Origin of the sequence: Alteromonas aquimaris, from assembly GCF_026183695.1 — a bacterium.
Classification (GTDB): domain Bacteria; phylum Pseudomonadota; class Gammaproteobacteria; order Enterobacterales; family Alteromonadaceae; genus Alteromonas; species Alteromonas aquimaris.
Genome location: NZ_JAPFRD010000005.1, coordinates 261,676 through 274,676 on the forward strand (window position 1 = coordinate 261,676; position 13,001 = coordinate 274,676).

The following is a 13,001-nucleotide window of genomic DNA, read 5'->3' on the forward strand; positions in this document are numbered from 1 at the left end:
GTTAAATAATGAATATTCATTCGCTACTTGTCAGCCGATTTAAACAGGCTTTAGCAGACATGCAGGTACCAGAAGCTGCCGCTCCGGTTACTCGAAGTGCACGTCCTGAGTTTGGTGACTACCAGTTTAATGGTGCCATGGGGCTGGCTAAAACACTTAAACAAAAGCCACGGGATATTGCTCAGCAAATTGAAGAAAAGGTGCAGCTGGATGACGTAGCCAGTAAGCTGGAAATTGCGGGTCCTGGCTTTATTAACATTCATCTAAGCGATACTTGGCTAGCTAACCAATGTGAACTGATACTTCATGATCCGCGCATGGGCGTTGCCGCACAACCACAACAAAACGTGGTAGTGGATTACTCTTCGCCAAACCTAGCCAAAGAAATGCATGTTGGCCATTTGCGTACCACCATTATCGGCGATGCTGTCGTGAAAGTGCTTGAATTTCTAGGCCATAAAGTTATTCGTCAGAATCACATGGGCGACTGGGGAACCCAGTTTGGCATGTTGTTGGCACATTTGTCCGATAAACTAGAGGACCAAGTAGCCGAAACAGCACTGTCAGATCTGGAAGACTTTTACCGTGAAGCGAAAATCCGTTTTGATAATGAAAAGGGCTTTGCCGACCGCGCCCGTGAATATGTTGTTAAACTTCAAAGTGGTGATGAAAAGTGCATCACGTTATGGAAGCAGTTTATCGACATCTCTATCACCCATAGTGAAGAAGTCTATGACAAACTGAATGTAAGCCTGACCCGTGCTGATATCATGGGCGAATCAGCATACAATCATGACTTAGCCAATGTGGTGGCAGATTTAAAAGAAAAAGGTATTGCAGTGGAAGATCAGGGCGCACAAGTTGTCTTTATCCCTGAACTAGCCGACAAAGAAGGTAACCCCGCTGTATATATCGTTCAAAAGTCCGGTGGAGGTTATCTGTATTCAACCACTGACCTGGCCGCAATGCGTTACCGAAGTGGCAAGCTAAACGCTGACCGAACCTTGATCCTGACCGACGCTCGCCAAGCCCTGCACTTCAAACAAACCGAAATCGTCGGCCGTAAGGCAGGGTATATCCGCCCAGAGCAATCTTATGAGCATTGTCCATTTGGGATGATGTTAGGCAGTGATGGCAGACCGTTTAAAACTCGCACCGGGGGAACGGTAAAACTGGTGGAATTGCTGGATGAAGCCGTTCAACGCGCTGGAAAACTGATTGCTGAACGCAGTGACGACTTAACCCCCCTCGAATTGAGTGAAGTAGGCCAAAAAGTCGGTATCGGGGCTGTAAAGTACGCGGACTTGAGTAAGAACCGTACTACAGACTACATTTTCAATTGGGATACCATGTTAAGTTTTGAAGGTAACACGGCTCCTTATCTGCAATACGCTTACACGCGCGTAAAAAGTATTTTCCGCAAGGCGGGTATTGAACCATCGGCTCTAATTGGTGAAATAAAACTCGAACAACCACAAGAGCATACACTCGCCGTGCTGTTAATGCAGTTTGAAGAGGTGATTGGCGTGGTGGCGAAAGAAGCGACCCCTCATGTACTATGCACTTACCTTTATGATCTTGCCAGTGCGTTCATGAGTTTCTATGAGGCATGTCCAATTTTGAAAGACAATGTCGACGATGCGACGCGTAGCAGCCGCTTAGCGTTGGCCGCACTAGTGGCGAGTACGCTGCAGCAAGGGTTGACCTTGCTGGGTATCGAGACACTCGAAAGAATGTAGCGAGAAGAATAAAAACGCATTGCTACTGATGACATAAAGGAGAATTAATTTAATGGTAAAACTCGTTGCTTTTGCTGGCAGTACCAGAAAAGAATCATTTAATCAGGCAATTATTGAAGTGGCGGTCGCAGGTGCTATCGAAGCCGGTGCCGAGGTTCAGCTAATAAATTTAGCGGATTATCCAATGCCTATGTTTAATCAGGATGAAGAAGCTGCTGGCGGAATTCCCGAACACGCGCAGCGCTTCAAGGAGTTACTGATTGAGGCCGATGGTTTTCTGATAGCTTCGCCAGAATATAACAGCAGTTATCCCGCTCTGCTTAAAAATGCAATCGATTGGGCATCCCGCCAGGCAGGGGATGAGAAAGTGCTGGCCGCTTACCGTGGTAAAGTGGCCGGTATCATGGCGGCATCTGAAGGCGCTCTGGGCGGTATGCGTGTGTTGGTTACCTTACGGATGTTATTGGAAAATATCGGCACTATGGTGTTACCCAACCAAAAAGCTATCGCCCGCGTGCATACCTTATTAGATGATAATGGTAACGTGGCTGACGAGAAAACCATTAAGCAACTGAAACTTCTGGGCAAGCAAACGGCTGAGTTAGCAGCCAAAGTTACTGCCAGCTAATCTGTTTTACCCATCTGTAATTCACCGTGTTTAAGCGACAAAGTGGGTATCTTTTGGGTAAACATTGCATAGTCAACATCGCCTGTCAGGGGGGAGATGTTGGCTATGTGTTATGCGCCCCTCAATAGGGGGGGTACACTACGGGGCTGGATAAAATATTTATCCTCATCAGCTATCAAAATTGGCGTAATTTCGTTACCATCCGCGCTCTTAATAAATTTTTTGTAACGACATTAAAAGTTCAGGCTAACTATGTTTGAAGTAAATCCAGTACAAAACGCCTTGGAAGATGTGCGCGAGCGTACCGCCGCACTTAGGGGGTATCTTTGACTTTGATGCAAAGTCAGAGCGTTTAGAAGAAGTAAACAGGGAGCTGGAAAGTCCCGATGTATGGAATGAACCTGAGCGTGCGCAAGCGTTAGGTAAAGAAAAGGTTGCGCTAGAGCAGGTGGTACAGACAATCTTGCAGCTGGAACAAGGCGCAGAAGATGTCGAAGGTCTGATCGAGTTAGCGGTTGAAGCCGAGGATGAAGAAACCTTCACTGAAGCTCAGCATGAGTTAAAAGGCCTGGAAAGTAAACTCGAAGAACTGGAATTCCGACGCATGTTTTCCGGACCGAACGATACGTCAGATTGCTATATGGATATTCAGGCTGGCTCTGGCGGCACCGAAGCCCAGGACTGGGCCAACATGCTTTTACGCATGTATCTTCGCTGGGGAGAAGCCCACGGCTTTAAAACAGAGTTGATTGAAGTATCTGACGGTGACGTGGCAGGTATTAAAAGTGCCACTATTCGCTTTGAGGGAGAATACGGCTTTGGCTGGTTACGCACCGAAACGGGCGTGCATCGGTTGGTGCGAAAATCACCATTCGACTCAGGCAACCGTCGCCATACTTCATTTGCCTCGGCGTTTGTCTACCCCGAAATTGATGACGACATTGAAATTGACATTAATCCTTCGGATCTACGCATTGATACCTACCGTGCCTCTGGTGCAGGTGGCCAGCATGTCAACCGCACAGACTCGGCGGTGCGGATTACGCATGAACCCACTGGAATAGTGGTGCAATGTCAGAACGATCGTTCGCAACACAAGAACAAAGATCAAGCGATGAAACAGCTCAAAGCCAAGCTATATGAATTTGAGTTGCAAAAGCAAGCTGCAGAAAAGCAAGCCATGGAAGACAACAAATCTGACATTGGCTGGGGCAGTCAAATACGCTCATACGTATTGGATGACTCGCGCATTAAAGATTTGCGCACAGGCGTAGAAACCCGAAATACTCAGTCAGTGCTTGACGGAGATTTGGATAAATTTATCGAAGCCAGCCTGAAATCAGGGCTATAACCTTAATCAAGTGAAAACAAGGCCATGACCGACCAACAACTCGACGAAAATAAATTGATAGCAGAGCGCAGAGCGAAGCTTAGCGCTATTCGAGATAATTGCAGATCTAACGGATTTCCTAACGATTTCCGCCGAAAACATTATGCAGATGAGTTGCAAAAGGCCCATGGTGAGAAGTCTAAGGAAGCGTTAGCCGAAGCAGAAATTCGCGTAAGTATTGCTGGGCGAATTATGGCCAAACGTGGTCCGTTTTTGTTGCTTCAGGATATGACGGGCCGCATTCAGGCGTATGCGGCTAAAGAGACGCAGAAAGACATCAAAACCCGCTACGGAAGCCTGGATATTGGCGATATTATCGGTGTAGAAGGAAACCTGCAAAAATCAGGTAAGGGCGATTTGTATGTAGATATGGAAAGCTATATCTTACTGACGAAGGCTCTGCGTCCCCTACCAGAAAAATTCCATGGCTTAAGCGACCAGGAAACCAAATATCGCCAGCGATATGTTGATTTGATTACCAGTGAACGTACGCGGCAGACTTTTAAAATCAGAAGCGCCATTATCAACGGTATTCGCAATTATTTGAGTCAGCGTGACTTCATCGAAGTTGAAACCCCCATGTTGCAAGTGATCCCGGGGGGAGCTACTGCAAAACCATTCGTTACACACCATAATGCGATGGATATCGAAATGTTTTTACGCATCGCTCCGGAGCTTTATTTGAAGCGTTTGGTAGTAGGTGGATTTGAACGTGTTTTTGAAATTAATCGTAATTTCCGCAATGAAGGCTTGTCTACCCGTCATAATCCTGAATTTACCATGTTGGAGTTTTATCAGGCCTATGCTGATTATAATGATCTGATGGATCTTACAGAAGACATGTTGCGCACGCTGGCACAGGACATTCTGGGTACTGCCCAGATTATCAACACTGAACGCGATGCAGAGGGGAATGTTCTTCGCGAAATTCAGTATGATTTTGAGAAGCCATTTGATCGTTTAAGCATGGCCGATGCAATCCTGAAGTACTGGCCTGACGCCGATGAAGCGGCCATTCGTGATCCCGAAGCAAATCTCGATGCACTGAAAGCAATGGCGAAGACACTGCACATTAAAGAACCTGCGGTTGATGGAGTTTGGGGAGCGGGTAAGTACCTGTGCGAGATTTTTGAAGCAACAGCTGAGGAAAAACTCGAACAGCCTACATTTATCACCGCCTATCCGTGGGAGGTGTCTCCCTTAGCGCGTCGAAATGATGAGAACCCATTTATTACTGATCGTTTTGAATTCTTCGTCGGAGGCCGGGAATTAGCTAATGGTTTCAGCGAGCTCAATGATCCTGAAGATCAAGCGGAACGCTTTAACAAACAGGTAGCTGAAAAAGATGCCGGGGATGATGAAGCCATGCATTTTGATGATGATTACATCCGCGCATTGGAATACGGATTACCACCGACGGCTGGAGAGGGGATTGGCATCGATCGTTTGGCTATGTTGTTTACTGACAGCCCGACAATTAAAGATGTAATCTTATTCCCGCATATGAAACCGCAAGAAGACTAGAGTAATTTTATCTGCTCTAAAAGGAGGGTATTGATAGGCACATCAATGCCCTTTTTTTTTGCAAGCATGACAATAAAACCGTTGATCGAATCTATCTCGGTCTGACGTTTATATTTAACATCCTGATGCATACTCGAAAAATTGTTCGCAGTAGCAGCCGCCACGTTTAAACTGTTTTCCACTAACTCCCTGGCGCTAATAAAAATACGCTCACTTGCCATAACCGCAGAGATTTCTTCGCAGATTAGCCTTATTTCATTTTGATACTCTAGCCGGGTCAAATCACCGTTTGGAATGTTATGAAGTGCTGTAAGGGGATTAATTACCGCATTCACTGCCAGTTTGACCCATAATGCCAGGGTAATGTTTTCTTCCCACACTACTGGGCCTAAACAGGAACGTATCAGTTCCATAACAGCGTTAGCCTGCCAACTCTGTCGAAGAATGTTATTGCTGCCAATTTTCGTAGTGCCCAGCCCGGTGTGTTCCACAAAACCGGTACTTTTATACGCCCCGTGGCTGGTGGAAGCAATGAAAAGGGGCTGATGAGGGAGACGCGCCTTGACACATTCCTCTCCTCCCATGCCATTTTGCAACAGCATTATGGTGGTATGTGAATGCAACAGAGGGGCCCATTCTTCAAGGACAGATTCCAGCTGGTAAACTTTGATGGGTAACAACAACAAGTCATGCTGGCTCAAGTTTAACTGTTTGCCCCGATCTGAATTAAGCGCAATAGTCCTCCCCTGATATGTTCTCACAGAGCTTATTGCGGGTGCCGAGCGCACACTACGACCATAGGGTTGATTAAGTGTTTCCATACCGGCGCAAACAAGAGATCCAATTGCGCCATCGCCCACGACTTGAACAAATTCAAACTCTTCAGGGGTCTGCATGATTTAATCCCGGCAGATTAAAACGCGGCCATGGTAACCCCTCTGGAGACGCTTGCTTTGCTAACCAGTTTTGGAAAGCCGCAGACTGGAAAATCTTTCCCTCGCATGGCTCGCTGACGCAGTGAATAGCTTCATCGCGATAGGTAAATTGAAGTTGCCAGGCGTGTAAATACATGCGATCAGCCTCAATACCCCCATAGAAAATATCACCTACAATCGGACTACCTAAACTTTTCAGCGCCACGCGAATCTGGTGGGTTTTCCCAGTGAGCGGTTTAACCACAAAACCCCTGTGACCAGCTTCAATAGCTGAAGAGAAAAACTGCGTAACGGCTGGGTTTTCTCGAGACTTGACTAAAATATGTTGGCCTCGTCGGCGATTGAGCATATCGCCAACTACGCTTCCCTGTTTTTTTTTCGGTTTAAGCTGGGTAATGGCAAGGTAGTATTTTTCAATTTTTCGCCGTGAAAACAATTGTTGAAATTCTGCCGCAGCGGCGGGGTTTTTAGCTAGAATAAGACAGCCGGATGTTCCCGTATCAAGACGATGGCACAGGTGTAGCTTTTCTTTTCCTGTTGCCCTTTCACTATTTAAGATGATGCCCCGTTCGGGATCATGCATAGGCATACCCACAGGCTTATCAACCACGATAAAATCCTGATGCTCAAATACTATTTTTACCAAGTACTTTACCTAATCGTTAAGCAGCTCAATAGCTGCCTGATAGTCAAGCTCATCGACGGCTTCTTTGATTGATTGTTGTTTTTGGGGGTCATCTGTAGCGGCGTTTACCCATTTATCTAACTGATCTTCAGGAATAAACTCGCTGTTTCTAAGCGCGCGTAAAAAATCTTCTTTGTCCTGATTAGGGGGAGTGACGCCATCACTGTTAGTCGCTGAGGCAACATCTGGCTCGGCATTCAGCTTACTAACCATCGCTAAGGTTTCCCGTAAAATACTCAGAAATTGCGGGTAACTTGGAGGAAGCGTTGAGTTATCTTTTAAAAAACCTTCAATCTCTTTGCATTCTTCATGCAAGGCATTAATGCCTAAGTTGCCAGTTACCCCCTTGAGGGTGTGTACCAAAATTCGCGCCGACTCCCAGTCTTCGCTTTCAATTATATTATTGAGTTTGTGCTCAGTGTCTCGGTATTCATCGGCAAATTTGTTAAGCAGGGTCAACAGCAAACTTTTATTACCACTTAGTTGGGCGGTTCCAAATTCCAAATCGATAATCGTTTGCGTTTTACTCATAATGAATCCTCGTATTTACACGTTAAGTGTAGGGCAACAGAAAATAAATTGATACAACACATTGTATATCAATCGATAATGTTGTGTGTCTCGCTCTTATTTTTGTTAACCTGATTTTTTGGTCAGCACGTAAAACGTAAAATCTGATATATACTCAGCTCAGCCACTAAAGAATGTCAGATCAATCTAACGCATAGTTAAAAAGGATAAACAATGTCAGTAAAACTGACCCTTAAAAATTTTGTAATTGTCAGCGCCATGCTTGGAATAGCAGCGTGTCAGCAGCAGGCTACCAGCAGTATTGAAAACGAGCCAAATCAAGAACAGATTACCATACCGTATGAAAAGTACACGCTCGACAATGGCTTAACCGTAATATTGCATGAAGATAAATCTGACCCCTTGGTACATGTGGATGTGACTTATCATGTAGGCTCAGCAAGGGAAGAGGTTGGCAAATCAGGGTTCGCACACTTCTTTGAACACATGATGTTTCAAGGATCAAAGCATGTTGCCGATGAACAGCACTTCAGGATTATTACAGAGTCTGGCGGTAGCATGAATGGCACCACAAACTCGGACCGTACCAATTATTATCAAACTGTACCCGCGAATCAATTAGAAAAAGTGCTTTGGCTGGAAGCGGATAGAATGGGTTTCCTGCTGGACGCGGTGACGCAGAAAAAATTTGAAGTACAGCGTGAAACCGTCAAAAACGAAAGGGCGCAACGTGTTGACAATCAACCCTATGGTTTACGGCACGAGCGCACGATCGAAGCGTTGTTTCCCTCTGGGCACCCCTATTCTTGGTCGACTATTGGCTATGTAGAAGATCTGGATAGAGTAGACGTTAATGATCTCAAAGCCTTTTTTAAGCGTTGGTACGGGCCCAATAATGCAGTACTAACAATTGGGGGGGATATTGATAAAAGTAAAACCAAACAATGGGTTGAAAAGTATTTTGGCTCTATCCCGAAAGGACCAGAAGTTAACAAAGATAAACCCGAGATAATTGAGCTAAATGAAACCCGATATATTACGCTGGAAGATCAAGTTCATTTGCCATTGTTACAAATAACTTTCCCTACTGTCTACGCAAGGCATCCAGATGAAGCACCTTTAGATGTGCTTTCTGACATATTAGGTACAGGTAAAACCTCTTTGTTTTATAAAAACCTTGTCAAATCAGGCATGGCCGTTCAAGCCGCTGTAGGTCATCCCTGCCGCGAGTTAGCCTGCGAATTTCAATTATTGGCGCTTGCTAATCCTTCGGCTGGAAAAAATCTTAAACAGATTCATCAAGTGGTCAAGGATACGTTGGAGGAATTTGAACAACGGGGAGTTTTACCGGACGATTTGAAACGCACAAAGGCGTCTATCGAAGTGTCTACAGTTTTCGGTCTGCAAAGTGTCGCAGGCAAAGTATCTGCACTGGCCGCAAACGAAACTTTTTACGGGGAACCAGACCTTATTGCCGACGATATCGCTCGCTATAACAGCGTTACCGCTGAAGATGTCATGCGAGTGTATAGAAAGTATATTAAAAACAAACACGCAGTTGTTTTGAGTGTTGTGCCAAAAGGCCAAACCCAGTTAGCAGTAGCAGCGCAGAACTATCAGTTGCCTGAACGGAAAATAACACCCCCTTCAGAAGTAGATGAAGTTAAGCAGCCAGCTATTGTGGATAATTTTGATCGTTCGAAAACGCCTGCGGCGGGTGAAATTCCGGCCGTAAAAGTGCCCGAATACTGGGAAAGTTCGCTGGCAAATGGGATTTCGCTCCTCGGCGTCCATAGCGAAGAAACACCTACCACCCACATCAGTCTAGCCCTGGAAGGGGGGATGTTACTGGATCAAAAGGATAAGGCCGGGCTTGCCAGCCTGACCATGTTGATGTTGAACGAATCCACTTTGAATTTCACAAACGAAGAAATGGCGAATGCTTTGGCAAAACTAGGTAGTTCAATTCAGTTTTCCACCAGCGGACGCTATATGCAGGTGCAGGTATCGACTTTATCCAAGAACCTGAGCGAGACCATTAATCTTCTTGAAGAAAAAATGTTTAATCCTGCATTTCTTGAAGCTGACTTTCTACGTTTAAAAGAAAGAATTCTGCAAAGTATGCAGCAACAGCTCAAGGACCCTGGATATCTCGCTGATCGCGGAAGAGATGTTGTCCTATTTGGTAAAGAGAACCGAGTGAGCCTTCCTGGGGAAGGCACCATTGCCACCGTGACCAACATCACGCTGGACGACGTAAAAAATTTCTACAGTCGCTATTGGTCTCCCAATATGGCGAAAGCCATCACTGTCACCGATTTGTCCCAGGCAGAATTAACCCAGCAACTTGGCTTCTTAAGTAAATGGGAGCAAAAAGAATACGCGATTACTGAACAGTATCAATTCCCAGAATACGATAAAACCTCGTTATTTTTTATCGAACATCCAGAAGCAGTACAATCAGTAGTGCTCGTGACTAAACGTGGCCCTACATACGATGCCACAGGGGAGTTTTTCAAAGCAAAACTGATGAACTTTCCACTCGGCGGGGCGTTTAACAGTCGAATAAACCTTAATCTGCGTGAGGACAAAGGTTATGCGTATGGCGCGAGAAGCCATTTTACGGGTGGCAAATCTTTAGGCTTTTTTGAAGTAAGTTCGAATGTTACTGCTGCAAATACGGCCGATGCGATCAATGAAATTGTCAACGAATTGAATGCGTATCAAAGTCAGGGAATGACCGAAGAAGAAGTGGCCTTCATGCGAAGCGCTTATACATTAAGCGACGCTTTAAAATATGAAACGCCAGCGAATAAGGTTCGTTTTTTAAGACAGCTACAAGCGTTTGAACTTGATGATGATTATCCAGTTCAGCAACTTAAAATCATCAATAGCATTTCCGTTGATGAATTAAATCAGTTGGCCAGTAAGCACTTAAAAATGCAGGATATGCAGATAATTGTAGTAGCTGACAAATCTGTGTTGGAAAGTCAGCTACAAGGATTACCTTATCCGACTCAGATTTTAACCATTCGACATTAATAATTTATCGTATATTTAAGCTAAAGCGACTGATAATCTTCCAATCAGTTGCTTTATGCTTGAAATTGAACAGTATAAACCTAATTAATAGGTTATCACCTAAATGAAGCAAAACAGAGTTGGTAGAGGTATTTCTCTATTAGTTCTTGTTAAATCGGGAAAGCGTAATTCGCAATTAACCTGCAAAATATCCGCAATCATGGGAATTTGAATTGACCTCTACATTTTTAACTTTCGATGCGCGTGTCAGCGCAGTAGGCAAAAGCGACTTTTTAAACAGTTTGCGCAATATTCGACGCGGTGTGGAAAGAGAAGCGCTACGAATCAACCCGAATGGTCGTTTAGCCCTTACGCCACATCCTTCGGCATTAGGTTCAGCCCTTACGCATGAGCGAATTACGACGGATTTTTCTGAGTCTCTGCTGGAGTTTATCACGCCACCAGAAAGTCAGCGTAAAAAAACCATTGAACAACTTCGTGATCTGCATAAATTCACACTTAACAATATGGGCGATGAGTGGCTCTGGCCGATGAGCATGCCGTGTTTCGTAGAAGATCATAACGAGATACCCCTGGCCTGGTATGGCGACTCAAATGTCGGCAAGATGAAACGGGTATATCGATTGGGACTTAAAAACCGTTATGGAAGTATGATGCAGGCTATTGCGGGAGTACATTTTAACTTCTCTCTTCCTGACGAGTTCTGGCAAAAGTGGGCCACTTTACATGGTAAGGCTCATTCGACCGAGCAGGTTTCTGCAGACTATTTTGCAATGATCCGAAATTACCGACGCTTCTGTTGGCTCATACCTTATTTATTTGGCGCCTCACCAGCGTTGTGCAGCTCTTTTCTAACTGGGAAGTCGCCGGAGTTACCTTTCGAAAAGTTAGGTAAGGGCACTGTGTATTTGCCTTACGCAACGTCGTTAAGAATGAGTGATCTAGGTTATACCAATGCAGATCAATCGAGCCTGCAGATTTGTTATAATCACTTGGACAACTACGTAACCCTTTTACGGAAAGCAATGGAAACGGAATCAAGCCGATTCAAACAGTTTCCAGCGGGTGAAGGGGGAAACTGGCAGCAGTTAAGTCATAACATTTTACAAATTGAAAATGAGCTATATTCCCCCGTGCGACCTAAACAGCCTACCCGCAGTATGGAAAAGCCGTCAGATGCACTGGCGCGACGGGGAGTCAGCTATATCGAAGTGAGGGCGTTGGATGTGAATCCCTTTAGTGAAGTCGGGATCGCGCAATCACAGATGGATTTCCTTGATGTCTTTATGTTGACTTGTTTATTGATCCCGAGTGGAAAGCTTTCCCCCGACGAATTACAACTTACCAATGACAATATTGCGACAACAGTATTATATGGTCGCAAACCGAATATCGAATTAGTCCGACCGGGTCAAACAGTCACCCTAAAAAATTGGGCGTTAGAGTTGGTTGAGTATTTTGCCGAAGCTGCAAAGGTACTTGACGCAGCCTATGCAACAAGCGACTATTCAGCTTCAGTTCAGTTAGAAAAAGACAAGATTATTGACCCTGAACTCACTTTATCCGGCAAATTAATGGCTAATATGCTTAGTGAAAATAGAGATAACGGTGCAGTTGGGCTTGAGCTAGCCGAACAGTACTCCACTAAGCTTAGAGAGAATGCTTATTTGCATGATGATGAAACGGTGTTTAAACAGATGGCCTCAGACTCAGCGCGAGCGCAAAATGAAGTTGAAGCTAAAGATACAAAAAGTTTTGATACCTTTATCAGTGATTACTTTAGTGAACCCCCAGCCAAAAAAAATGCCTGACGGGGGTCAGGCATATAAAAGGTTCCAGGGAAACACACACATTTACTAGAACACTTATTTGGACACGTGATGTTGGAAAAGTTCAAAGAAGTTTGCAAAAAGTTGTTAATTTTTGTGATGGTCGTACCAGTTGCGTTAACAGGATGTGCAACGGCACCACCAAAAGACATTAGCAATCTTTGTGAAATTTTTTACGAGAAAGACGACTGGTACGATGCTGCAGCCGACGCACGCGACAAGTGGGGCGTTCCTATTCATGTACCTATGGCTATGATGTATCAGGAGAGCTCTTTCCGTCATGACGCACTGCCACCACGGGATTATATCTTCTTTGGACTCATCCCGTGGGGGCGAGTTAGTTCCGCCTACGGCTACTCTCAAGCAAAGACCCCTACCTGGAGCGATTACGTTCGCGAGACGGGCAATAGCTGGGCAGATCGTGATGAATTTGAAGATGCCATCGATTTTATGGGGTGGTTTATATATAAATCTAATAAGGTGAATGGCGTTTCCAAGTGGGATGCTTATTCACAGTACCTTAATTACCACGAAGGGTGGGGCGGCTACCGCAGACAATCTTACAATCGAAAGCCTTGGTTAAAAAAGGTGGCGGGCAAGGTAAAAGCGCGCTCGCTTCGCTATGCTACTCAACTAAAAACCTGTGAAGATGATTTAGATGATAGCTGGCTATGGAAATTATTTTTCGGCTAAGAAAA

At 45.0% G+C, this 13,001-nt stretch carries 10 protein-coding genes; 7 read left to right on the forward strand and 3 right to left on the reverse strand.

Features of this window, described 5'->3' with window-relative positions:
* Positions 1 to 8 precede the first annotated feature (8 nt).
* The 4 genes from argS (at position 9) to lysS (ending at position 5,281) form a co-directional block, all read left to right on the forward strand.
* Positions 9 to 1,739 (forward strand): arginine--tRNA ligase, encoded by a 1,731-nt coding sequence (argS, locus tag OPS25_RS04200; protein ID WP_265616403.1) that lies wholly within the window; start codon positions 9 to 11, stop codon positions 1,737 to 1,739.
* Between the two features lie 52 nt (positions 1,740 to 1,791).
* Complete coding sequence (locus tag OPS25_RS04205) at positions 1,792 to 2,367, forward strand: NADPH-dependent FMN reductase (protein WP_265616404.1); 576 nt, start codon at positions 1,792 to 1,794, stop codon at positions 2,365 to 2,367.
* A 252-nt stretch (positions 2,368 to 2,619) separates the two neighbouring features.
* Positions 2,620 to 3,718 (forward strand): peptide chain release factor 2 gene (gene prfB, locus OPS25_RS04210; protein ID WP_265616405.1). Its coding sequence is split into 2 segments (ribosomal slippage): positions 2,620 to 2,694 and positions 2,696 to 3,718, totalling 1,098 coding nucleotides; the frame shifts between segments, so codons are not numbered across the junction.
* 24 nt (positions 3,719 to 3,742) lie between these two features.
* The gene (gene lysS / locus OPS25_RS04215) at positions 3,743 to 5,281 is read left to right on the forward strand and encodes a lysine--tRNA ligase (protein WP_265616406.1); all 1,539 of its coding nucleotides are present in this window, start codon (positions 3,743 to 3,745) and stop codon (positions 5,279 to 5,281) included.
* Here the strand turns inward: lysS and OPS25_RS04220 are convergent.
* The 3 genes from OPS25_RS04220 to OPS25_RS04230 are packed head-to-tail and all read right to left on the reverse strand — an operon-like array spanning position 5,278 to position 7,432.
* Complete coding sequence (locus OPS25_RS04220) at positions 5,278 to 6,177, reverse strand: ketopantoate reductase family protein (RefSeq protein WP_265616407.1); 900 nt, start codon at positions 6,175 to 6,177, stop codon at positions 5,278 to 5,280. The two genes, lysS and OPS25_RS04220, sit on opposite strands and share 4 nt — an antisense overlap.
* Entirely contained in the window at positions 6,164 to 6,862 is a 699-nt protein-coding gene (locus tag OPS25_RS04225; protein WP_265616408.1) for a TIGR01621 family pseudouridine synthase, read from the reverse strand. Before OPS25_RS04225 ends, OPS25_RS04220 begins: the two co-directional genes overlap by 14 nt.
* 9 nt (positions 6,863 to 6,871) lie before the next feature.
* On the reverse strand, positions 6,872 to 7,432 hold the full coding sequence (locus OPS25_RS04230) for an Hpt domain-containing protein (protein WP_265616409.1): 561 nt from the start codon (positions 7,430 to 7,432) through the stop codon (positions 6,872 to 6,874).
* 213 nt (positions 7,433 to 7,645) lie between these two features.
* Here OPS25_RS04230 and OPS25_RS04235 point away from each other — a divergent pair, with 213 nt between their 5' ends.
* The 3 genes from OPS25_RS04235 (at position 7,646) to OPS25_RS04245 (ending at position 12,996) form a co-directional block, all read left to right on the forward strand.
* A complete protein-coding gene (locus OPS25_RS04235; protein WP_265616410.1) occupies positions 7,646 to 10,474 on the forward strand; it encodes a M16 family metallopeptidase in 2,829 nt (942 codons plus the stop codon).
* A 212-nt stretch (positions 10,475 to 10,686) separates the two neighbouring features.
* Entirely contained in the window at positions 10,687 to 12,285 is a 1,599-nt protein-coding gene (gshA, locus tag OPS25_RS04240) for a glutamate--cysteine ligase (RefSeq protein ID WP_265616411.1), read from the forward strand.
* A 69-nt stretch (positions 12,286 to 12,354) separates the two neighbouring features.
* Positions 12,355 to 12,996 carry a transglycosylase SLT domain-containing protein gene (locus OPS25_RS04245; RefSeq protein WP_265616412.1) on the forward strand — a complete coding sequence of 214 codons (642 nt, stop codon included), beginning with the start codon at positions 12,355 to 12,357 and terminating at the stop codon, positions 12,994 to 12,996.
* The last annotated feature ends 5 nt before the right edge of the window (positions 12,997 to 13,001 follow it).

What these genes read in the sequence shown, in the direction of transcription:
- OPS25_RS04230 (WP_265616409.1), bottom strand. Translation starts at nt 7,432, where the DNA reads ATGAGTAAAACGCAAACGATTATCGATTTGGAATTTGGAACCGCCCAA.
- OPS25_RS04245 (WP_265616412.1), top strand. Translation starts at nt 12,355, where the DNA reads ATGTTGGAAAAGTTCAAAGAAGTTTGCAAAAAGTTGTTAATTTTTGTG.
- lysS (WP_265616406.1), top strand. Translation starts at nt 3,743, where the DNA reads ATGACCGACCAACAACTCGACGAAAATAAATTGATAGCAGAGCGCAGA.
- OPS25_RS04220 (WP_265616407.1), bottom strand. Translation starts at nt 6,177, where the DNA reads ATGCAGACCCCTGAAGAGTTTGAATTTGTTCAAGTCGTGGGCGATGGC.
- argS (WP_265616403.1), top strand. Translation starts at nt 9, where the DNA reads ATGAATATTCATTCGCTACTTGTCAGCCGATTTAAACAGGCTTTAGCA.
- OPS25_RS04205 (WP_265616404.1), top strand. Translation starts at nt 1,792, where the DNA reads ATGGTAAAACTCGTTGCTTTTGCTGGCAGTACCAGAAAAGAATCATTT.
- OPS25_RS04235 (WP_265616410.1), top strand. Translation starts at nt 7,646, where the DNA reads ATGTCAGTAAAACTGACCCTTAAAAATTTTGTAATTGTCAGCGCCATG.